The 22,771-nt window shown below is 61.1% G+C and carries 20 protein-coding genes; 10 read left to right on the forward strand and 10 right to left on the reverse strand.

Features of this window, described 5'->3' with window-relative positions:
• The 8 genes from rpsC to rpsJ are packed head-to-tail and all read right to left on the reverse strand — an operon-like array spanning position 1 to position 4,337.
• Positions 1 to 807 carry a 30S ribosomal protein S3 gene (gene rpsC / locus C7T36_RS03890; protein WP_033231376.1) on the reverse strand — a complete coding sequence of 269 codons (807 nt, stop codon included), beginning with the start codon at positions 805 to 807 and terminating at the stop codon, positions 1 to 3.
• The gene (gene rplV, locus C7T36_RS03895) at positions 807 to 1,211 is read right to left on the reverse strand and encodes a 50S ribosomal protein L22 (RefSeq protein ID WP_033231377.1); all 405 of its coding nucleotides are present in this window, start codon (positions 1,209 to 1,211) and stop codon (positions 807 to 809) included. The genes rpsC and rplV overlap by 1 nt, the downstream gene beginning before the upstream one ends.
• Positions 1,208 to 1,489 carry a 30S ribosomal protein S19 gene (rpsS, locus tag C7T36_RS03900; protein WP_003940820.1) on the reverse strand — a complete coding sequence of 94 codons (282 nt, stop codon included), beginning with the start codon at positions 1,487 to 1,489 and terminating at the stop codon, positions 1,208 to 1,210. The genes rplV and rpsS overlap by 4 nt, the downstream gene beginning before the upstream one ends.
• Before the next feature lie 13 nt (positions 1,490 to 1,502).
• Positions 1,503 to 2,339 (reverse strand): 50S ribosomal protein L2, encoded by an 837-nt coding sequence (gene rplB / locus C7T36_RS03905; protein WP_033231378.1) that lies wholly within the window; start codon positions 2,337 to 2,339, stop codon positions 1,503 to 1,505.
• A 39-nt stretch (positions 2,340 to 2,378) separates the two neighbouring features.
• Entirely contained in the window at positions 2,379 to 2,684 is a 306-nt protein-coding gene (gene rplW, locus C7T36_RS03910) for a 50S ribosomal protein L23 (protein WP_033231379.1), read from the reverse strand.
• Complete coding sequence (gene rplD / locus C7T36_RS03915; RefSeq protein WP_033231380.1) at positions 2,681 to 3,361, reverse strand: 50S ribosomal protein L4; 681 nt, start codon at positions 3,359 to 3,361, stop codon at positions 2,681 to 2,683. Before rplD ends, rplW begins: the two co-directional genes overlap by 4 nt.
• Entirely contained in the window at positions 3,358 to 4,014 is a 657-nt protein-coding gene (rplC, locus tag C7T36_RS03920; RefSeq protein WP_045070827.1) for a 50S ribosomal protein L3, read from the reverse strand. The genes rplD and rplC overlap by 4 nt, the downstream gene beginning before the upstream one ends.
• Before the next feature lie 17 nt (positions 4,015 to 4,031).
• Entirely contained in the window at positions 4,032 to 4,337 is a 306-nt protein-coding gene (rpsJ, locus tag C7T36_RS03925) for a 30S ribosomal protein S10 (RefSeq protein WP_003938093.1), read from the reverse strand.
• 502 nt (positions 4,338 to 4,839) lie between these two features.
• On the opposite strand from rpsJ, the gene C7T36_RS03930 reads away from it, so the two are divergent.
• The 5 genes from C7T36_RS03930 (at position 4,840) to C7T36_RS03955 (ending at position 9,913) form a co-directional block, all read left to right on the forward strand.
• Entirely contained in the window at positions 4,840 to 5,328 is a 489-nt protein-coding gene (locus C7T36_RS03930) for a hotdog fold domain-containing protein (protein ID WP_033231382.1), read from the forward strand.
• 230 nt (positions 5,329 to 5,558) lie between these two features.
• A complete protein-coding gene (locus C7T36_RS03940; protein ID WP_084703048.1) occupies positions 5,559 to 5,966 on the forward strand; it encodes a chorismate mutase family protein in 408 nt (135 codons plus the stop codon).
• Entirely contained in the window at positions 5,963 to 8,062 is a 2,100-nt protein-coding gene (pabB, locus tag C7T36_RS03945) for an aminodeoxychorismate synthase component I (protein ID WP_045070833.1), read from the forward strand. Before C7T36_RS03940 ends, pabB begins: the two co-directional genes overlap by 4 nt.
• A 6-nt stretch (positions 8,063 to 8,068) precedes the next feature.
• On the forward strand, positions 8,069 to 8,953 hold the full coding sequence (locus C7T36_RS03950) for a prephenate dehydrogenase dimerization domain-containing protein (RefSeq protein ID WP_045070835.1): 885 nt from the start codon (positions 8,069 to 8,071) through the stop codon (positions 8,951 to 8,953).
• 9 nt (positions 8,954 to 8,962) lie between these two features.
• Positions 8,963 to 9,913 (forward strand): diiron oxygenase, encoded by a 951-nt coding sequence (locus C7T36_RS03955; RefSeq protein ID WP_033231385.1) that lies wholly within the window; start codon positions 8,963 to 8,965, stop codon positions 9,911 to 9,913.
• 13 nt (positions 9,914 to 9,926) lie between these two features.
• Here C7T36_RS03955 and C7T36_RS03960 read toward each other — a convergent pair whose 3' ends face one another.
• Positions 9,927 to 10,778: a glycosyltransferase family 2 protein gene (locus tag C7T36_RS03960; RefSeq protein WP_033231386.1), complete on the reverse strand. Its 852-nt coding sequence runs from the start codon at positions 10,776 to 10,778 to the stop codon at positions 9,927 to 9,929.
• 337 nt (positions 10,779 to 11,115) lie between these two features.
• Between C7T36_RS03960 and C7T36_RS03965 the strand changes: the two genes are divergently transcribed.
• The 5 genes from C7T36_RS03965 to C7T36_RS03985 all read left to right on the forward strand — a co-directional run bounded on the left by C7T36_RS03965 (position 11,116) and on the right by C7T36_RS03985 (position 16,852).
• A complete protein-coding gene (locus C7T36_RS03965) occupies positions 11,116 to 12,105 on the forward strand; it encodes a daunorubicin resistance protein DrrA family ABC transporter ATP-binding protein (protein WP_045070838.1) in 990 nt (329 codons plus the stop codon).
• Positions 12,102 to 12,965, forward strand: a complete 864-nt coding sequence (locus C7T36_RS03970) for an ABC transporter permease (RefSeq protein WP_033231388.1) — start codon at positions 12,102 to 12,104, stop codon at positions 12,963 to 12,965. The genes C7T36_RS03965 and C7T36_RS03970 overlap by 4 nt, the downstream gene beginning before the upstream one ends.
• On the forward strand, positions 12,965 to 13,828 hold the full coding sequence (locus tag C7T36_RS03975; RefSeq protein WP_033231548.1) for an ABC transporter permease: 864 nt from the start codon (positions 12,965 to 12,967) through the stop codon (positions 13,826 to 13,828). Before C7T36_RS03970 ends, C7T36_RS03975 begins: the two co-directional genes overlap by 1 nt.
• Positions 13,829 to 13,960: 132 nt before the next feature.
• Complete coding sequence (locus tag C7T36_RS03980) at positions 13,961 to 15,013, forward strand: alpha/beta hydrolase family protein (protein ID WP_045070840.1); 1,053 nt, start codon at positions 13,961 to 13,963, stop codon at positions 15,011 to 15,013.
• Between the two features lie 153 nt (positions 15,014 to 15,166).
• On the forward strand, positions 15,167 to 16,852 hold the full coding sequence (locus C7T36_RS03985) for an amidase (RefSeq protein ID WP_045070842.1): 1,686 nt from the start codon (positions 15,167 to 15,169) through the stop codon (positions 16,850 to 16,852).
• 8 nt (positions 16,853 to 16,860) lie between these two features.
• On the opposite strand, the gene C7T36_RS03990 is transcribed toward C7T36_RS03985, so the two are convergent.
• Entirely contained in the window at positions 16,861 to 22,659 is a 5,799-nt protein-coding gene (locus tag C7T36_RS03990; protein WP_045070845.1) for a non-ribosomal peptide synthetase, read from the reverse strand.
• Between the last annotated feature and the right edge of the window lie 112 nt (positions 22,660 to 22,771).

Genomic DNA, 22,771 nt, shown 5'->3' on the forward strand with positions numbered 1-22,771 from the left:
TCAGCCCTCCTGATTCTGATCAGTTGCGGGAGCATCGGCGGTTGCGGTCGCTGCGCGGCCGGCCTCGGTGCTAGTCGCGGTGGTGCCGGTTGCGCCGGAACGACGGGGACGGCTCGGACGCTCGCGGCGCGGGCGATCCCCGGCCGGAGCGGCGGCGGTGGCTGCGAGCTCACGCTTGCCGCCAACGATGTCGCCCTTGTAGATCCAGACCTTGACGCCGATGCGACCGAAGGTGGTCTTGGCCTCGTAGAGGCCGTAGTCGATGTCCGCACGAAGCGTGTGCAGCGGCACACGGCCTTCGCGGTAGAACTCCGACCGGGACATCTCGGCGCCGCCGAGACGACCGGAGCACTGAACGCGAATTCCCTTGACGTTCGGCTGACGCATGGCCGACTGAATGGCCTTGCGCATTGCACGACGGAAAGCAACGCGGTTCGAGAGCTGCTCGGCCACACCCTGTGCGACGAGCTGTGCTTCAGCTTCTGCGTTCTTGACCTCGAGGATGTTCAGCTGAACCTGCTTGCCGGTCAGCTTCTCGAGCTCGGAACGGATGCGATCGGCTTCGGCGCCGCGGCGGCCGATGACGATGCCCGGACGTGCCGTGTGGATGTCCACGCGAACACGATCACGGGTGCGCTCGATCTCGACCTTCGCGATTCCCGCGCGCTCCATGCCAGTGGCGAGGAGCTTACGGATCGCGACGTCTTCCTTGACGTACTCCGCGTACTGCTTGTCTGCGTACCAGCGAGACTTCCAGTCGGTGGTGATGCCGAGACGGAAGCCGTGCGGGTTGATTTTCTGGCCCACTACTGAGCACTTCCCTTCCGGCGATTACGGGTCGATGTTCCGGACTTCGGCAGGCTCTCCACGATCACGGTGATGTGACTGGTGCGCTTGCGAATACGGAACGCACGTCCCTGTGCACGCGGCTGGAACCGCTTGAGGGTCGCGCCCTCGTCCACGAACGCCGTCGCAACGACAAGCGTGCTCGGGTCGAGGTCGAGGTTGTTCTCGGCGTTGGCTGCTGCGGAGGCGATCACCTTGGCGACCGGCTCGCTCGCTGCCTGCGGCGCGAACTTCAGAATGTTCAGGGCGTCTTCAACCGAGCGCCCGCGGACCAGGTCCACAACACGACGTGCCTTCATCGGTGTAACGCGCACGTGGCGCGCTACTGCCTTGGCAGTCGGGTTGGCGGTTTCGGTGTTGCTCATCGCCTCTTCGCCTTCCGATCATCCTTGATGTGACCCTTGAACGTACGGGTCGGTGCAAACTCTCCGAGCTTGTGTCCGACCATGGAGTCGGAAACGAACACGGGGACATGCTTACGGCCGTCGTGAACCGCAAACGTGTGGCCGATGAAGTCCGGGATGATGGTCGAACGACGGGACCAGGTCTTGATGACCTGCTTGGTTCCCTTTTCGTTCTGTACATCCACCTTCGCGAGGAGGTGGTCATCGACGAACGGGCCCTTCTTAAGGCTGCGTGGCATCCTTCACTCCCTCCTAGCGCTTGTTCTTGCCGGTACGGCGGCGACGAACAATCATCTTGTCGCTTGCCTTGTTCTTGCGGGTACGGCCTTCCGGCTTACCCCACGGGCTGACCGGGTGGCGACCACCGGAGGTCTTGCCCTCGCCGCCACCATGCGGGTGGTCGACCGGGTTCATCACGACACCACGAACGGTCGGGCGCTTGCCCTTCCAACGCATACGGCCGGCCTTGCCCCAGTTGATGTTCGACTGCTCGGCGTTGCCGACCTCGCCGACGGATGCGCGGCAGCGCACGTCGACGCGACGGATTTCACCGGACGGCATACGCAGCGTGGCGTAGGAGCCTTCCTTACCGAGGAGCTGGATGCTGGCACCTGCGGAACGGGCCATCTTGGCTCCGCCGCCGGGACGCAGTTCCACACCGTGGATGGTGGTACCTGTCGGGATGTTGCGCAGCGGCAGGTTGTTGCCCGGCTTGATGTCGGCGCCTGCACCGGACTCGATCGGTGAACCCTGCACCAGGCCCTTGGGGGCGATGATGTAGCGCTTCTCACCGTCTGCGTAATGCAGGAGTGCGATGTTTGCTGTGCGGTTGGGGTCGTACTCGATGTGAGCGACCTTGGCCGGGATTCCGTCCTTGTCGTTGCGACGGAAATCGATCAGTCGGTAGGCGCGCTTGTGCCCGCCGCCCTTGTGACGGGTGGTGATACGACCGTGTGCGTTACGGCCACCACGGCCGTGCAGCGGGCGAACCAGCGACTTCTCGGGGGTCGACCGAGTGATCTCGGCGAAGTCCGAGACGCTCGAGCCACGACGGCCCGGTGTTGTCGGCTTGTACTTACGGATTGCCATGAGTCTTCTCGTCCTCTATGTCTCGTCAAGTCCCGGCGCTTACGCGACCGGTCCTCCGAAGATCTCGATGGGCTTGCTGTCGGCGGCGAGAGTCACGAGAGCGCGCTTGGTGTTCTTGCGCTTTCCGTAACCGAACTTCGTCCGCTTACGCTTGCCCTGACGGTTGGCGGTGTTGACGCTGGTCACAGTGACACCGAAGACCTTCTCGACGGCAATCTTGATCTGCGTCTTGTTCGAGTCCGGGTGCACCAGGAAGGTGTAGGTGCCTTCCTCGATAAGTCCGTAGGACTTCTCGGAGATGACCGGTGCCAGCAGGATGTCGCGGGGGTCAGCGATGGTCGTCACTTGGCCTCCTCCTTGTTCTCTTCCTGGGCGGTCTCGGCGGGCCCGTGGATGAACGCGTTGAGCGCCTCGACGCTGAACACGACGTCATCCGCATTGAGCACGTCGTAGGTGTTGAGCTGGTCGGGTGCAATGGGATGCACGCCTTCCAGGTTCTGCACGCTCTTCCAAGCGGCTACATCCTGGCGACCCACGACGAGCAGCAGCTTCTTGCGATCCGAGATCTCGCCGAGGAACGCGATTGCGTTCTTGGTCGAAGGCGTCTGCCCTGCAACCAGTTCGGTGATGACGTGGATGCGCTCGTTGCGTGCGCGGTCAGAGAGGGCTCCGCGGAGAGCGGCTGCCTTCATCTTCTTGGGGGTGCGCTGGCTGTAGTCACGCGGCTGCGGGCCGTGAACGGTTCCGCCACCGACGAACTGAGGTGCGCGAGTCGAGCCCTGGCGTGCGCGGCCGGTGCCCTTCTGGCGGTACGGCTTCTTGCCACCGCCGCGGACTTCACCGCGGGTCTTGGTGGAGTGGGTTCCCTGACGAGCAGCGGCGAGCTGCGCGACGACAACCTGATGCAGAAGCGCGATGTTGGCCGGAGCGTCGAAGATCTCAGCGGGGAGATCGACGGTGCCGTTGGTCTTGCCGCCGGCGACCTTGACGTCCAGGGTCAACTTGGTCTCGGTGCTGGTCATGCTCGTGCACCACCCTTCACTGCACTCTTGACGATCACGAGGCCGCCCTTGCGGCCGGGGATCGCACCCTTGATCAGCAGCAGGCCGTTCTCGGCGTCCACCTTGTGGACCGAGAGGTTCTGCGTCGTGATGCGGTCGCTACCCATGCGTCCGGACATGCGCATGCCCTTGAACACGCGGCCGGGAGTTGCACAGCCGCCGATGGAGCCGGGGCGACGGTGAACGGCCTGGGTACCGTGCGATGCACCCTGTCCCTTGAAGCCGTGACGCTTCATGGTTCCGGCGAATCCCTTACCCTTGCTGGTTCCGGTGACGTCGACGAATGCGCCGTCCTCGAAGACCTCAGCGGTGAGTTCCTGGCCGACCTCGTAGTCGGAGGCATCCGCAACGCGGAACTCGACGACGTGGCGACGCGGGGTCACACCAGCCTTGGCGAACTGGCCGGAAATCGGCTTGTTCACCTTGCGCGGGTCGATTGCGCCGAACGCGAGCTGAACAGCCGTGTAGCCGTCACGCTCTTCGGTACGAATCTGGGTTACGACGTTCGGCCCAGCCTTGACGACGGTGACCGGGACAACCCGGTTGTTCTCGTCGAAGACCTGGGTCATGCCGAGCTTGGTGCCCAGGATTCCCTTGATCTTGGTATCAGTCATTGTTTTTGTCTCCGCCGTCACTGAATGTTCACGTCGACACTGGCCGGAAGGTCGATGCGCATGAGCGCGTCAACCGTCTTCGGCGTCGGGTCGAGAATGTCGATCAGCCGCTTGTGAGTACGCATCTCGAAGTGCTCGCGCGAGTCCTTGTACTTGTGCGGCGAGCGGATGACGCAATATACGTTCTTCTCGGTCGGCAACGGCACAGGTCCAACGACGCGGGCACCCGTACGGGTTACCGTCTCGACGATCTTGCGCGCTGACGCGTCGATCGCCTCGTGGTCGTAGGCCTTGAGCCTGATGCGGATCTTTTGTCCCGCCACGCTTAGTGTCCTTTTCTTGCCGCGTTTCGTAGCCCACCTGGTCAGGCTCGAGCTACCTCGTCTGCACAGTCCTTGCCTGGACGATGACACGACGAACACTTAAGCGATCGGGACGCATCCAGATCCGCTGCCGCTGTTCGTTTGTCATTGTTCTCCGGTACACGCGGTCGGGCGTGTCGCTCTCTCACTCATCCTGCGCCGATGATCTTTCGACCATCTGGCGCTTGATGTGTACCGGACGTGTTCGAAGTCGAACACAAAGTAGGTACTGCTTCCGTCTTGCTTTACATCTCGTCTTACTTGGCCACGATCATCGGTGGGTTACCCCAACACGCTGTTCGTGACGTCTTCACCCTTGACTGCTCTTGGCCGCAAGCGACCCAGTCCCAGACAAGGCAACCCGACTAGTATGCCGTAGGCGTCCGAATTACTCAACTCCGGGCACTCACGTTCCGATAGTGATGTGGGCGACAACGATCTTACTCCCAAGTAAGATCGCGTCATGACTTCGACCTCGAGTACGACGACTCCCACCTATCGCGCCTGGCAGAAGCTTCCGAACAACCCATTCGGTCAGGCAGTTTTCTCACTTGCCATGTCGGTTCGCGTTCCCTACTTCGCGTCCATTCTCCCCCGCGTCACAACCCTGGAACCAGGCCTGTGCGAGGTGCGCGCCCCGAAGTGGTGGGGCGTACACAACCATCTCGGCACTTTCCACGCGATAGCGGCCTGCAACCTCGCCGAAGTCGCGATGGGAATGTTGTGCGAAGCTACCGTCCCCGGCACCCACCGATGGATCCCGAAATCGATGAACGTCGAGTACCTGGCCAAGGCCGAGACCGGCCTGCGCGCCGTGGCACAGCTTTCACCCATGCCGGATTTCAGCGCTATCTCCACCGGCACCGAATTGGTCGTGCCGATCACGATCGTCGATCGCGCCGGCCAGGAAGTCGTCCGCGCCGAAATCACCACCTGGGTGACAAAGAAGTAACAACTAGTACGAATACATTTGGGCAACAGGACGATTCACGAACGTCGACGTCGTCCACGACACCGAGAAGTGGCCTTCGCAGGAACGAATGTCCAGGGTTTCGAGTCGCCGGATTGGTGGAACACCTTCCCGAACGGCGATGATCGGTCGGGGTACCGGTGGCCGGCGCCAGCTGAACGCGTCGGTCACGGGTAGGCGTCGCCTCCGACAGCGCAGCAGCAGGAGGCACCGTGGCAGACTTCCAGCACTCGACCGGCACCGACGCGCACGGGGAGATCGCGCAGACCCACGACCGTAATCCCGGCGACGACCTGGAGAAATTCCGGCGCCAACTCGACGCCATCGACGCCACCCTGCTCGAGACCGTGCGTGAACGACTCCTGTTATGCCTGCAGATCGGCGAGTGGAAGCGGACCAGTCACGTTCCGATGATGCAGCCGTCTCGCGTACATGTCGTGCAGGAACGCGCGCGTCAATTCGCCCGCCAGCACAACCTGTCACCTGAGTTCTTCAGCTCCCTTTACGAGCTCCTGATCGCGGAAACATGCCGTCTCGAGGACCTGGTGATCGACGGGCCGGAAGCAAACGTGGAAAATGTGCGGGAATCAGTCGGCCCGAGATCAGGATTAACGAGATGAGTTCCCGCACGCTCCTCGTGGACAATTACGACTCGTTCACGTACAACCTTTTCACCCTCTTGACCAAGGTCAACGGCGTGGTGCCCACTGTGGTGACCAACGACGCCGAGTGGGAATCCCTCGATCTCGCCGAGTTCGACAACGTGGTGATCTCCCCCGGGCCGGGTCGACCGGATCGGGAACGGGATTTCGGGATCAGCCGCAGGTTCATCGACGAAGGTCCGCTCCCCCTACTCGGTGTGTGCCTCGGACATCAAGGACTGTGTCAGCTGTTCGGCGCAGATGTCGTACTCGCGCCGGCACCCATGCACGGGCGGATTTCTCTTGTCGACCACGACGGGTCCGGAGTATTTGCCGGCCTGCCCTCTCCGTTCCGTGCAGTCCGCTACCACTCACTGGCCGTCGAGAATCTTCCCGACGAGTTCGTTCGGACGGCATGGACGCCGGATGGCGTGATCATGGGAGTGCGGCATCGGACGAAGCCGATGTGGGGAGTTCAGTTCCATCCCGAGTCGATCAGCACCGAATTCGGAGTGGAACTGCTCACGAACTTCCGCGATCTGTCGGTCGGCCGAACTCTCGAGTCCGTGATGCGCCCGGATCCGACTCCCCGGGCACCAAGTTTGCGGCCGGCGTCGTCGTACCAGGTCGACAAGGTGCGGCTCGATTTTGCCGTGGATCCGTCCGCCGCATACGCCGCTCTCTTTGCCGACGGACCAAACCCGTACTGGCTCGATCGAGCAGCCACGTCGGAACCCGATGCGCGGTTCACGATCATGGGCGACTCTTCCGGTCCGTTGGCGGAGTTCATCACCTATGACGTAGACGCCGGAGTTCTCGCCGTGACGCGAAAGGGGCTGCCTGACGAGCACATTCACGTCCCGTTTTTCGACTATCTCGACGGACAACTCGCGACGCGCTACATTCCCGCAGATCCGGAACTGGACTTCAACCTCGGATATGTCGGCTACCTCGGATACGAATTGAAGGCGCAGACCGGTGGTCACCGTGCTCACTCGTCCGAGGCGCCCGACGCGGCAATGGTTTTCGCGGATCGCGCGATTGTCATCGATCACACTGCCGGCAAAACCCATGTCTTGCGACTACGTGAAACCCCGGTACGTGAAACACAGCAGGCAGACGATTGTGACGATTGGCTCGCGCATGCCGTCAACGTCCTTGCCGCAGTCGGCGCCGCTGACGAGGAGCGAATTCCGGTTCCCCTGATCAGCGAAACCGTATGGGCACAAGCACGTTTACGTCACGACCGGGCTCGGTACCTGTCGTTGATCGAGGACGCGCTCGAACAGATCCGCGTCGGTGAATCGTACGAGGTGTGCCTGACCAATATGGCCGCTGTCGACGGGGCAATCGACTCCCTGCGCACATTCGAGTATCTGCGCGCAATCAACCCCACTCCCTACAGCGCACTGCTCGATTTCACCGGAATTGCGGTCATCTCAGCGTCTCCGGAACGATTCCTACGAGTCGATTCCAACGGCAAGGTGGAGAGCAAACCGATCAAAGGCACTCGCCCCCGTGGCGTCACTCGGGCGCGGGACGCGGCGCTGCGGCAAGACCTCCTCGACAGTGAGAAGGACCGAGCCGAGAATCTGATGATCGTTGACCTCACCCGAAACGACCTGGCGAAAGTCTGCGTCCCGGGAAGCGTCCACGTGCCACGTTTGTTCGGGATCGAATCGTATTCATCCGTTCACCAGATGGTCTCGACGGTGCGCGGAATGTTGCGCGGCGACTCGTCAGCGGTCGACTGCGTTCGAGCGGCGTTTCCCGGCGGATCGATGACGGGCGCACCCAAAGTGCGCACGATGGAAATCATCGACCGACTCGAATCAGGTCCTCGCGGAGTGTATTCCGGCTCGATCGGGTACTTTGCGCTCGGCGGCGCTGCCGATCTGTCGATCGTTATCCGCTCCCTGGTTTCGACGTCTTCCGGAGTGAGCTTCGGTATCGGCGGCGCTATCACCGCGCTGTCGGACGCGGAGGAGGAATTCGACGAGACAACGGTCAAGGCGTCGACGATGCTCCGCGCACTCGATGTAGCTCCGAGCTACCAGAAGGGCATAGGAAGGTAGCCCACGATGCCGGCGCAGGGTGATGTGATCGTAGTGGGTGGCGCCGGAGCGGTGGGATCCATGTTCGTCGATCTCCTGCGCGACGACGGCAGATCCGTGACGGTTCTGGACCGGACGCGCGGCAGCGATCTCGTCGGCGACATCTCCTGCCCCGACGGACCGGTACGGGGCGCACTCGCGCAGGCGGAACTGATTGTCCTGGCCGTAGCCGAGCAAACCGCACTCGCAGCATTGCCGACACTGACGCGTGCCGCACGCGCCGACACGCTGATCGTCGACACCTTGTCGGTCAAATCCCGCATTGCCGTTGCCGTCGAGGAATCCGGTCGCGCCGGTGAATTCCTCGGACTCAACCCGATGTTCCGGCCTTCCCTCGGCCCGCGTGGTCGTGCTGTCATCGCGGTTCCCTACGTCGACGGCCCCCGGTGTCGCGAATTCCTCGACGAGGTCAGATCATGGGGTGCGTCGACGCCTGTCATGGATCCGGACCGTCATGATCGGCTGGCCGCTGCCACCCAGGCCCTGACCCATGCTTCGGTGTTGGCCTTCGGTCTGGCGTTGACGGAACTCGACGTGGCACCGGAGCTCGCCCTCGATGTCGGACCGCCGCCCCATCGAACACTCTCCGCATTGCTTGCCCGAATCGTCACGGGCGAGCCCGAGGTGTACTGGGATGTTCAATCGGGCAATCCCTATGCCGCGACTGCGCGCAAAGCGTTGACTGCTGCGGCTGCCCGGTTGGAGGCGGCAACAGGAAATTTCGACGACTTTTCGGATCTCGTAGCGTCGGCGGCCGGTGCGCTGGGTAATCAGTCGGAGGAACTGAACGAGGTCGCCGCGACGCTCTTCGAGGACCTCGGCTCCCACGAAGCCGAGCGCAACCGAGAGTAGGAGGGACCAATGCACAATCGAGTGGCACCACCTGCGCTTCCCGGCTTCGACGCCGAGGATCCCGTCGAGAGCGCAATCGTGCGCCGACTTGCCGAGAACTGGCCTCGTCGCGCCGCCGTCAAGAAGCCCGAACCTGATCTGGACGATCTCTTCGACCACACAAAACTCGACTATCCGGACTCGTTGCTGCCGTTTGCCCAGCACCCTGTGTACACGGCACTCGCGCCGCAGCAGCAAGAACGGCTCCGCGCGTGGGCCTGGATTGCCTTCAACAAGAACGTCATGGATATCGAGCGGTGCGTGGTGAATCCCGGGTTCGAGCTACTCGCGGTGGACGCGTTCGATGTCGGGTTCGCCGATTCCGTCGCGGTCGCTGTCAATCAGGCCATGGTCGACGAGCAATACCACACGCTGATGCATCTGAACGCGAGTTCCTCGACCCGTCGCGGACGGGGATGGTCGCTGCCCACGAAGTCTCTCCCGGACGTTCTGACTGTGCGTGCTCGCGCGCAAGCACTGTCGGAATGCTCCGATGAGCGTTCCCGCGCAGTGGTCGCACTGGCATATATGACCGTCGCCGAGATCTCGATCAGCTCGTACCTGGACGTGATCATCGACGGTGAGGACATTCAGCCGGTCAATCGTGCGACGGTCCGACTTCACAATCGCGACGAACTTTGTCATGCGTCGATCGCCGACGCTCTGGCCGTGTCGGTGTTCGACACTCTCGACTCGGATGAGCGTCGACGGTTCGTCGACGGCGCGGCTGACGCGATGGCAGCATTTGCCGGCAATGATTTCGGCGCGTGGCGGGCGATCATGGATACCGAGGGCATCGCCGGCGGTCACCGGATGATCGACGACGTCGAGCACTCTCCCGAATCCGGCTTACTCGTGCAGGACTTCAGTGGGATCAAAAAGTTGTACGACGCGCTCGGTGTCGACCGCCCTCTACCGTAGGGATCAGCTTCCTTCAGGCCTCGACCGGCATCTGACGGGCGGCGGGTCTGAAGAACAGTCGCTTCACGGACATTGCGTCGGTGTTCTTGTCGTACATGCGATATGCGGGCCACAGAACTGTGTGAAGTATCGAACTACGGAAAATCATGAAGCGAAGTCGACGGTTCATTGCGCCGTGGTGTTTCAGTGTTGCGATCGACGCTTTGTTGTAGGACAGAAACTCGATCGGACCGGTTTCCCCGCGGCGCCCGGACACTTCTGCTCGCATGGCAAGGTTCTGGACTATTTTCATGCCATTTCCGAGAAGGCAGTACGACAGATCGACGTCTTCGTGGAAATCCTTGCGATCACTGACCGATCCCTGCACGGACAGCCAAGCAGATTTTCTGATCGCCATATTCGACCCGGTCAGGGAAGGCGCATCTTTGAGGCCACCGAGATTTCCGAGATTGTCCTGCTTTGCAACTGCGTTGCGCTGCGCGGTTGCGAACGGCGATTCGTAGAACAACGAGAATCCGGTGACGGCATCGAATTCCCGATCCGTGAACAGATCATGTATTTCGCGAGCCCAGCCAGGTAGTACCCGGGTATCGGCATCCACTCTGCCGATCAATTCTCCCTGCACTGAATTGAATCCCAGATTTCGGGCAAAAACAACACCTTGCCGAGTTTCCACTAAATAGCGAATCTTCGGCGAGCGCCGTTCGAATTCTTTGATTATCTCAGCTGTTCCGTCGGTCGAGTTGTTGTCCACAACCACTATCTCGGAAATATCGTCGCCTTGTTCCAACAAGGATTCCAGGCATTCCGAAAGATATTCTTTTTCGTTGTACACCGGAACAACAACCGACAACTGGACGCCCATGGACGGCACGCTATCACCACGCACGATATTCGACCGATGCGGTCAGGTATCCGACACGGAGCAACCGAGTGTGCGATGGCACACAAATTAGTCCTGGCCCAACTGCGTGCTTGCTTGCCTTATCCAGGCAAAGCGACCGAATCACCCCGTCTGAGGCCAAAGTTGCACGTGTCACCTCCGGTAACATGCTCAGTGCGTTCGGAGATAGACAACCAAGGTTCCCGCAATCCGTGTGGGTCATCCGCGGCTGCGCCCTCCGGCCTCATCACAAGCCGGATCGGCACAACCAGGCCACCCAAGGTAGCCCCACCACATCCATGTAGACAGCGGAGAATTGATGCCCTTTCCCACGGACGCGGCTGTAGTCGTGGAGGACGTTCACAAGTCCTTCAAAGATGTCCACGCTCTGCGCGGTATCAACTTCCAGGCCCCCAAAGGATCGGTTCTCGGCATTCTCGGACCCAACGGTGCAGGCAAGACCACCACGGTCAAGGTGCTGTCGACCCTGATCCGTCCCGACAGCGGACGCGCGATGATCGCCGGATACGACGCGGTACGAAATGCCCCGGAAGTTCGTCGTTCGATCATGATGACGGGGCAGTTCGCGGCACTCGACAATGCACTGACCGGCCGCGAGAACATCGAACTGTTTGCACAGTTGATGGGCCTGGATCGTGCGTCGGCGAAGCAGCGGGCCGCTGACCTCCTGGAGGAGTTCGACCTGGTCGAGGCCGGCGCTCGCACGGTGGCCAACTACTCGGGCGGTATGCGTCGTCGCATCGACATCGCCTGCGGGCTCGTCGTTCGTCCCGAGGTCGTATTCCTCGACGAACCGACCACCGGATTGGATCCACGCAGCCGTCAGAGCGTGTGGAATCTCGTTCAAACGCTGAAGGAACAAGGCATCACGGTTCTGCTGACTACGCAGTACCTCGAGGAAGCCGACCTTCTCAGCGACAACATCATCGTGATCGACAAGGGCTCGGTCATCGCCGAGGGAACCGCAGATCAGCTCAAGGCCCGTACTGGAGCGAGCTTCTGCGAGATCGTTCCACTGTCCGCCGAGTTACTCGGCCCCGCAGCCAACGCTCTGGGCAACCTACTTCCGCCGGACTTCCGTTTCGATATCGCCAAGGACAACGGAAAGATCGCAATCCCGGCACCGCGCGGTTCCGCGACACTTGCCGAGGCCTTGCGCCGCCTCGATCACGCGAGAATTCCGCTTGCCGACATCGCGCTGCGGCGCCCGTCTCTCGACGATGTTTTCCTCTCGTTGACCGGACGCCCTCAGGCTGCCGAACCCGGCAAGGCCGGTGAGCCTGCATGACCACTACGACCAAGTACCAAACCCCGAACCTGACGCTGCAGAAGACCGGTCGCCGTGAGATCTCGGTTCCGGCTGCCACGCGAGTGGGACGTCACCGTCGCCCGAATCCGTCGGCGCTCATGCAGTGGTGGGTTCTCACGGGTCGCACGTTGCGGGCGATGGTTCGACGCTACGAGCTGGTTATCGCCGTCATCGCTCCGCTGATCTTCACTGTGGGTTTCTACCTGCCGCTCAAGTTCGTGATGCAGCTCCAAGGCATCGACTACGCGCAGTTCCTGATGCCGATCATCGTGTTGCAGGCGATGGCCTTCACGTCGATTTCGGCCGCACAGATGTCGGCAAAAGAGAAGATCACCGGATTCAGTTCGCGCATGCAGACCATGCCGGTCTACGGACCGGTCCCCTTGCTGTCCCGGATGAGCAGCGGATTCGTCCGTTCCGTGGTGTCGTTGACGGCCGCACTCGTCTACGGACATGCGATCGGTTTTCGATTCACCGAAGGGTTTGGCCAGGCAGCGCTCTTCTGCGGCTTGGCTTTGGTGTTCAGCACATGCTTGTCACTGGGCGCCGACGCTATCGGCTCACTCTCGAAGAGCCCGCAGGCAACCAGCCAGGCCCTTACCCTTCCCCAGCTGATCCTGGGCATGCTCTCGTGTGGGTTCGCTCCTGAGACGGGCTTTCCCGAGTGGATCCGCCCCTTCGTGCGCAATCAGCCAGTCTCACAATTCTCCTTCGCGATGCGCGATCTCGCGCACGGCGGCGTCACGTCGCACACGATGTTCCCGGTTGTGATGTGGTCGTTGGGACTGCTGGTCGTCTGCGCTCCCCTTGCCTACTGGGCAAGTACAAGGCGGGCATGATGACAAGTACCGACAGGAGCAAACTCGACCAGAGCGAGCCACGACGCGGTCGCACGCTGAACTTTCCGGAACCCAACGCCGCGTTACCGGAAAACTCCGCGAAGGCTCTGTGGACTCACAGCCTGATTCAAGCTCGGCGGCTGCTCGTCAGTTGGGCGCGGGATCCATCCACCGCTATCCAAGCGTTGTTGTACCCGGCTCTGACGCTCATCATGTTCCGAGTTGTCCTCGGAAACTCGATCAGCGCGGCCACCGGTCAGCCGAGTATCTACGGAACTGTTCCGCTGATCATTCTGGTCGGCGCGATGTTCGGTTCCATTGCCAGTGCTGTCGGGCTACGGACCGAGAAGACCAGCGGACTACTCAGCCGCTTCTGGACGCTGCCGGCCCACCGTGCGTCTGGGTTGGTCGGGCGCATGATCGCCGAGGCCATCCGTGTCCTCGTGACGACGATCGTGATCATCGGAGTCGGTTTCATCGCCGGTTTCCGATTCAACCAAGGCCCAGTTGCCGCGATCGGAATGCTCCTTCTGCCGATTGTCTTCGGTATCGGATTTGCCGTGATGGTGACGGCTCTCGCTACAGTGTCGGACAATCTTCCACTCGTCGAGATCGTCTCCATCGTGTGCACACTGCTGATGTTCTTCAACAGTGGTTTTGTCCCCACAATGGCGTATCCCGTCTGGTTGCAACCGGTGATCGCGGCACAACCGATGTCGGTAGCAGTGGAAGCGATGCGAGGAATGTCGCTTGGTGGGCCAGTTCTCGAACCTGTGCTCAAAACATTTGCCTGGTCCTTCGGAATGATCGCAATATTCATATATCCGGCAATTCAGGGATACCGTCGGGCTGCATCGGACTAACGCCTGAATGAAAATCGATCTACCGAGTCGGGGGCGTCCCGTAACGTATCCGACGGTCGGGTCGACATATCCAATCGGGAAGCAAAGACCGCCGCTTTTCCGAGAACCGTTTCAACCGAGAGGTAAGAAGTCTTGACGCGAAACACGAAACCAGCCTGGCGTCGCGCCACACATGTCGGAGTTCTGGCAATCGCCTGCTCATTGTTCACCGCCGGTATTGCACAAGCCGCTCCCGACAACTCGGGCAATTCCGCATCCGACGTGGCCGCGAACGGTTCGTACGTCAAGTCCGTGCAGAAGATCAATGATCGGCAACTCGTCGTCAATGTCTACGCTGCGTCGATGGACAAGATGGTGCCCATTCAGGTCATCACCCCGGCCGATAATTCCGAACCACGTCCTATTCTCTACCTCTTGAACGGCGCAGGCGGTGGCGAAGACTCCGCGACCTGGCAGCGTCAGACCGACGTCGTCGACTTCTTCAGCGACAAGAACGTCAATGTCGCGACGCCGGTGGGCGGACGCCTCTCCTACTACACCGATTGGGAGCAGGACGACCCGAAGGCCGGGCGCAACAAGTGGTCGACCTTCCTCGGCGAGGAACTGCCGCCACTCCTGAACAAGGAACTGGGCAGCAACGGGGAGCAGGCATTGTCCGCCATCTCGATGTCCGGTACGTCTGTTCTGAACCTCGCTATCGAGCATCCCGGACTGTACAACTCGGTTGCCGCGTACAGTGGCTGCGCTCAGACCAGTGACCCGCTCGGCCAGCAGTTCGTCAGGATCACCACTGAATGGATCGGTGGAGTCGACGACGTCACCAACATGTGGGGTCCGCTCGACGGTCAGGGCTGGCGCGATCACGATCCGCTGGTCAACGCCGAAAAGCTCCGCGGAACTCCGATCTACATGAGCACCGGCAACGGTCTTCCCGGCTTCCCGAACGACACGAGCCTCAACCCTCGCATGAATGACGGACGCGCAAACCTGGAGAACCAGATCATCGTCGGCGGCGTCATCGAAGCTGCTACCAACCTGTGCACCTCCAACATGGCCAAGCGCCTGTACGAGCTGAACATTCCCGCCGTGGTCGACTTCCGCCCGACGGGCACCCACTCGTGGGGTTACTGGCAGGACGATCTCCACAAGTCGTGGCCGTTCATCGCCGGTTCGCTCGGAATCTGATTTGCACCTGATTCACCTCGAAGGCCACCTGCTCGCGACACTCCCGTTGTGGAGTGTCCGAGCAGGTGGCCTTTGTCGTCAGGTGCGGTTCCGCTTACCTGACCTGACAAAATCTCCTGATCATCCCCAGCAACACTTTCGAAGGCATCTCTTGTGAACACAGGCATTTCCCGACGTGGTTTCCTCGGCGCCGCAACGGCACTCGGAGTAGCCGGTGCCACTGCAGTTGGCGCTGCCGTACAACCTGCAGCAGCCACGCCGATTCGTTCGGCGTCTCGACACAGTCAATTGCCGGCTCCGAGCACAATTGACGCGACCGACCCTGCACTGCTCAGCGCTACCGAAGCCGCGAGTCTGCTCCAGGAAGGCATCCTTCATCCACGCGAGCTACTCGACGCGTGCTTGACACGCAGTCACGAGTACGACGGTGGAATCGGTTCATGGATCCGGATCTATCCGGAGGTCGCGTACGCTGCCGCCGAGAAGGCAGCGCAACGACTCTCGACCGCAGGGCGGACGAGCGATGGTGAAGCGCCACCACTGGTCTGTGGGTTGCCGATCGCTCTGAAAGATATGTTTGCGGTATCGGGATTACCGGTCACAGCCTCGAGTCGCGTCCTCGAAGGGAACATCGCCGCGGGTGACTCGACCGTATGGCGCCGCCTGAGTGACGCGGGCATGGTGTTGATGGGTCACGCGCACTGCGACGAGTTCGCCATCGGTGTGGCGACGGCACAAGTGGGCAACCCCTGGAATGCCGAGTACTCACCGGGTGGGTCGTCGGGCGGCAGTGCTGCAGTCCTGGCCGCCCGCTTCAGTCCGCTGGCAACTGGAACCGACACTGGCGGATCGCTCCGCTTGCCGGCAAGCGCAACGGGAATCACCTCTGTCAAGCCGACTTTCGGACGTTGCAGCACGTACGGAACGATCCCCCTCAACTGGACGCGTGACCATACCGGCCCTATGGCCCGAAGTGCGGCCGATGCGTCCTTGCTGCTCAGTTACATGGCCGGCGTCGACGTCAACGATCCAACTACGTCTGCCGGTCCCCCGGTTCCGGCTGACGGGTACCCCTTGGCAGCTCAGGGTGGACAGTCACCGCTCGCCGGCCGCCGATTCGGCATCCCCCGTAAAGGTGTCGACAAATTGCCGGCGTCGTTGGGCACACTGTTCGCCGAGTTCACGGACACTGTTGTGGCACTGGGAGGCACGCTTGTCGACGTGACGATGCCGACCTATCCGACAGGACTACTGACCGGAGATATGGCCGAGGCCGGCCATTATCACCAGCAGTTCTCCGACCGGATCGGCCTGTACAAGCCGGAGCGAGCACTCTTCGTCGGGCAGGCCCTTGCATCGATGGCTGTTCCAGTCGCCGACTACATGACGTTGGCGCACAACAGGCTTCGCTACCAAAACGACTACAACCGCATGCTCTCCGAGCAGAATCTCGACGCCATTCTCGTACCAGGCGCCAGTGTGGACGGCAGTAAGCGTTCTGAGGTCGCGGGCATCGCACTGTTCGACGGAGTCACCGCCGACGTCGCCTGGGCCAACTACACAGGCGCTCCGGTTGTCACGACGCCGGCCGGAAGGTCGAAGGAGACCGGACTTCCGTTCGGAGTCCAACTCGGTGGTCGTATGTGGGACGAAGCCGGTCTCATTCAGATTGCGTTGGAACTCCAAGCTGCCCAGCCTTTTTGGCAGGAAGCGCCACCTCTGACCCAAAATGCCAGGCAGATACCGACGTCGGTTATTGCCCAACCTGGCCCGGGACCTGACCCGACAAACACGCAGAACGTCGGCTTCTCGTTCAGATTTGTGCCGACGTCCTCTTAACGCTCCGATCAGCTCCTGAAGAACGCCGCCAATCGTGGACCGATCAGCTCGAGCTGATCGGTTTCCATCATCGAGTGATGCGAACTCTCGACCGTTGTCTCAGTCAAAGTTCCATTGACATAGGGCTTCCAGGCCTCGGCAAGTTCGATTGTCGAACCGACTCCCACGGTGGCGCTGAGAAGTACAGCGTCACCGTCGAAGACGCGCGGTACGTACCCGTCGATTATCGAGGCAGCTGAGATCGCAAAATCGTACAGAGATCCGAGTTGCTCGTCGGAGAGGAACGACAGGGAATCGAGCGATCGGCCGAGCGCGAGAATCTCGTCCCGGCCCAACGCACCGAGATCCAGGGTGTCCCCGACGTCGACCCCCCATCCCGCGGCCAGTTCGGAGACGTTGTCCCGGGCCTGGTTTTCCCCGACTTCGGTAGTGCCGCGAGGATCGATCATTGCCAGCTTCACGTCGAACCCCTTCGAGCGCAATAGAACTGCACACGCGTGTCCGATGAACCCGCCGAGCGAGTAGCCGACGATGTGGAACGGGCCGCTCGGAGTCACACTCAGCATCTCGCGAACGTAGCGTTCGGCCAATGCGTCGACCGACGTGGGCAGAGACCACGGTTGCGCCATCACCGGTGCCTGCAGACCGTAGAGCGGCGTCTGCGCGTCGAGGTGAGGTACCAGGCCGGAGGCCTTCCATGCCAGCCCGCTCATCGGGTGGATGAAGAATACCGGTACGGACGATCCAGCTTCCCGGATCGGCAATAGAACATCGAGTGCCTGATTCGACGACGCCGCGCTGCCACAAAGCGTGTCTTCGATTCGAGCGGAGAGGGATTCAACTGTCGATGCACCGAACAGCGTGCGCACGGGGACGTCGGCACCAACAGATGCACTCAGTTCGGACGCCAACTTCATCGCGATGAGGGAGTTGCCACCCAACTCGAAGAAATCATCATCCAACCCCACCCGATCAACACCCAACACACCCACAAACGCCGACGCCACCACCAACTCCACCGACGACACCGGAGCCCGAAACACCCGAGCCTCGAACACCGGCTCCGGCAACAACGCCCGATCCAACTTCCCCGACGAATTCAACGGAAACGCATCCAACACCACCACAGCAGCCGGAACCATATAACCCGGAACCCGCTCCCCCACAAACCCCCGCAACACCGACACATCCACAACACTGCCCACAGCCGGCACCACATACCCCACCAACTGATCACCCATCACCGACCCACGCACCACCACCGCAGCCGACAACACCGACCCATGCGACACCAACGCCGCCTCGATCTCCCCCAACTCGATCCGCTGACCACGAAACTTCACCTGAAAATCAGTACGACCGATGTACTCCAGATCCCCCTCAGCGCTCCAGCGAACAAGATCCCCCGTCCGATACATCCGCTCCCCACCCACACCGAACGGCGACGCCACAAACCGATCCGCACTCAAATCCGGACGACCCACATACCCCCGAGCCAACTGCACACCCGACAAATACAACTCACCCGCAACACCCACCGCAACCGGCCGAAGGCGCGAATCCAACACAAACACCCGGCAATTCCACTCCGGCACACCAATCGACACCACAGACCCCGACCCAGCACCCGTCACATCCGCAAACGTAAACGACACCGCAGCCTCAGTCGGACCATACAAATTATGCAACCGCGCCGACGACACCAACCCGAACTCACGCACCGCCTCCACCGGCAACGCCTCACCGATCACCAACACATCACGCAACGAACCCAACAACCCCGGATCCACCAACGACGAAAACGTCGACAACATCGTCGGAACAAAATCCGTCACCGACACACCCTGCTCGTCAATCACCGACGCCAAATACCCCGGATCCCGATGACCATCAGCCGACGCCAACACCAACACCGCACCCACCCGCAACGGCATGAAAAAACCCCACAACGACACATCGAACGTCGTCGCCGTCTTCTGCAAATACACATCCGCAGCCGACAAAACATACTCGCCCTGCATGAACTCGAGCTGATTCACAATCGCCGCATGCGAGACCGCCACACCCTTCGGCCGACCCGTCGACCCCGACGTGAAAATCACATACGCCGTATTCGACGCCCGCAACGGCGAAAGACGATCCACATCAGAAACCCGCGCACCCGAAAAACCAGACACATCAACAACATCGACACACACAACCCGACGACCCGACGCCGTGAAACCATCACGCTCCGTCGACACCACACACACCGGATCAGCCGAATCCAACACATACTCATTACGCGAGGACGGAGCATCAGGATCCAACGGCACCCACGCCCCACCCGCACGCACAATCGCATACAAACCAACCAACAAATCAACCGACCGCCGAACAGCCAACCCCACCAACGACTCCGGCCCAACACCCAAACCAATCAAATAACGCGCAAACCTATTAACCCTCTCATCGAACTCCCCATACGAAAGCACCACATCACCACACACCACCGCCCGCGAACCCGAAGAAACCCCCACCACAGAATCAAAACCATCCAACAACAACCCACCCACAACCGGATGAGACGTGTCGTTGAAGTCTTCGATGATGTTCTGTATTTCCTTGGTGGACAACAGTTCCACGTCACCGACAGCAGTTCCCGGATTCGTGACCATCGCACGGAGAATGGTGGTCAGGCGCTCGGCTAGCCCGCCAACAGTAGCGGCGTCGAAAAGATCTGTGGCGTAGAGCCACGACATCACCATGCCGGTACCGACGCCGGCCTCGTCTTCAACCGGCGATGCCGTCAGCTGAAGGTCGAATTTTGCGATATCGATTCCCGCATCGAACTCCGAGACTCGCAGGTCAGGCAACTCCAGAGCGTCACCTGCCATGTTCTGGAAGAACAACGCAACCTGGAACAACGGATGATGCGCCTGCGAACGGGCCGGTTCGAGAACCTCCACCAAACGCTCGAAAGGCAAGTCCGCATTGGCAAATGCACCCAAATCGGTTTCACGAACCTGATCGAGAAGATCGGCAAACGATACGTTCGACGTCACCGGCGTGCGCAACACCAGCGTATTGACAAACATCCCGATCAGATCATCGAGCGCAGGTTCCCCCCGACCGGAAATCGGCGAACCGATAACCACGTCGTCAGTCGACGCCATCCGCGCAAGCAGCACCGCAAGCGCCGCATGCACAACCATGAACAGCGAAACACCACGATCCAACGCCAATTGCTCCAGAGCCCTGTGCAACTCACCGTCGATATCGAAACGATGCACCGCGCCACGCGTCGACGCAACCGCCGGGCGCTTCCGATCGAACGGCAGATCGATCTTCTCCGGCAACCCCGCGAGATTCTCACTCCAATAACGCAATTGCTCCGACATCAACGACGCCGGATCAGAATCGACCCCCAAAACCTCATGCTGCCACAACGCAAAATCTGCGTATTGCACCGCAAGCGGCGACCACGCCGGCGCGCCGCCCTGCGCCCGGGCAAGATAGGCCAATGCAACATCACGCACCAGAGGACCCACCGAAACACCGTCGGCAGAGATATGGTGAACCACCATTGCGAGAACGAATTCACTTGGGCTGGTACGGAACAGACGAACCCGAAGTGGAACTGCAACGGAAACGTCGAACCCAACGGTCACCAGCGGCGCCAAAGCTGCAAGCAACTCCGACTCGTCGAGATCCCGAGGATCCAGATCGATATCTGCCGTGGACACTTCGAGAACGTCCTGATAGCCGATACCACCGAACTCCGGATACACAGTCCGCAGCACCTCGTGCCGAGCGACAACATCCTCGACAGCGCGCGCAAGCGCACTGACGTCCACTTCACCAGACAGTCGCAAAACGATCGGAATATTGTTCACTGCAGATTCCGCGTCGAACCGACTCAGGAACCACATGCGCTGTTGTGCAAGAGACAATGGCACACGATCAGGACGAACCATCGGCGCCAAGGCCACATGCCCGATCGTTTCCGTCTCGGCTTCGATGCGAGCGGCGAGCGCTTCGACGGTAGACGCTTCGAACAGAGTCTTCACCTGAACGCGGGTATCGAACGCTGCGCCCAGACGACCGGCCAGCTTGGCGGCGATCAGGGAGTTCCCACCCAATTCGAAGAAATCATCCGAAGCGCCGACCTGTTCGAGGCCGAGGAGATCGGCAATCGCGTCGGCCACAAGCTTCTCGGCAGGCGTGGACGGCGCTTGGTACGAGCGTGATTCGAATGTGGGCGCCGGCAATGCGTCGACGTCGAGCTTGCCGACCGGAGTCAGCGGAATAGCTTCGAGCATCACCATTGCTGCCGGGACCATGTGCCGAGGCAGTGCGCCGCGTGCGTGGACTGTCAATGCCTCAGCGTCGAGCGTGTTTCCGGCCTTTACATACGACACCAATGCTGGTTCACCCGTCGGCCCACTCCGAGGAAGTGTCGCCACAAATTCGACGCCGGGCACCGAGGCGAGAACTGCGTCGATCTCACCGAGTTCGATGCGGAATCCGCGAATCTTGACCTGAGAGTCACCGCGGCCGAGGTATTCGAGACTGCGTTGGTCGTCGCCGGCCTTGATCCAGCGAACGGTGTCGCCGGTGCGGTACAGACGTTCGCCCGTGTCCGCGAACGGGTTTGCCACAAAACTTGCTGCGGTTGTCGTGGGAAGCTGGTTGTACCCACGGGCGAGATGTGTTCCGGAAACATACAATTCGCCGGCAGTGCCGGTCGCCACCGGCTGCAGGCGGGAGTCGAGAACGTAGAGTCCGACGCCGCGCACCGGGCCGCCGATCGTGACCGGACTGTCGACCGTCAGTTCGGCAATCGATGCGACGACGGTGGTTTCGGTGGGGCCGTACGCGTTGAAGAATTTTCGTCCGGGCGCCCACTGAGTCACCAGTGCGGGCGAACATGCTTCGCCGCCCACGACAACAACGTCGAGCGTGTCGAAATCACCCTCCGCAGAGAGCGATCCCAGTGCAGCAGGAGTCATGAACGCGTGGGTGATCTTTTCTTCGGTGAGCAGTTCGGCGAGCTCGTCGCCGCCGTACACATCGGGGCGTGCGATCACCATCGTGGAACCGGTGCCGAATGCGAGGAGCAATTCCAGAACGGAGGCATCGAAGCTGGGCGATGCAAAGTGCAGGGTTCGGGATGCAGAAGTGAGACCGTAGCGCTCGATCTGCTCGGCACACAGGTTCGCAATGCCTCCATGCGTGACGACAACGCCCTTGGGTCTACCGGTCGAACCCGAGGTGTAGATCACGTAGGCGGGATGCTCCGCACGCAGAGTTCCGGCACGTTCGGTGTACGACACCGGTTCGGCAGGAAGTTCGGCCGCCTTTGCCAGGAACTCGGCGTTGTCGAGTTCCCACCACTGCAGACTCGCCGGCAGTCCTTCGGCAACAGCGGCTACCGTCAAGCCGATCGAGACGCCGGAATCGACAAGCATGTGCAAGGCGCGGTCGGCCGGGTAGTTGGGATCAACCGGTACAAATGCGGCCCCGGTCTTCGCGACGGCCCACAGTGCGCACACCGACTCGACGGAGCGTGGGATGGAGATCGCTACCCGATCTTCCGGTCCCACTCCGTGAGCAATGAGGAGACGCGCCAGCTGCGATGACGCGGCATCCAGCTCGGCGTAGGTGACGGAACGACCGTCGAAGCGGATGGCGACGGCGCCTGGGTCGATATCGACGGCGGCCGCCAGTAGCTGCGGCAGCAAGGGCACTCGAACGCGGCGAGTACGGGTGGGACGGGGTTTGCGGCTTCCGCGTGTCTTTGCGGGGGTCAGATCGTCCGCGCTCATGCGATCACGTCCGATGATCGATCAGCATGTACGTCGGCCCCTTGCGCCATCAGACAACTCACCTTCGCGTAATACTTGTTTTCACGGTCATCTCGCCCGTTGCGGCTCCCCA

The sequence above is a fragment of the Rhodococcus sp. AD45-ID genome (genome assembly GCF_003023755.1).
GTDB classification, from domain to species: domain Bacteria; phylum Actinomycetota; class Actinomycetes; order Mycobacteriales; family Mycobacteriaceae; genus Rhodococcus_F; species Rhodococcus_F globerula.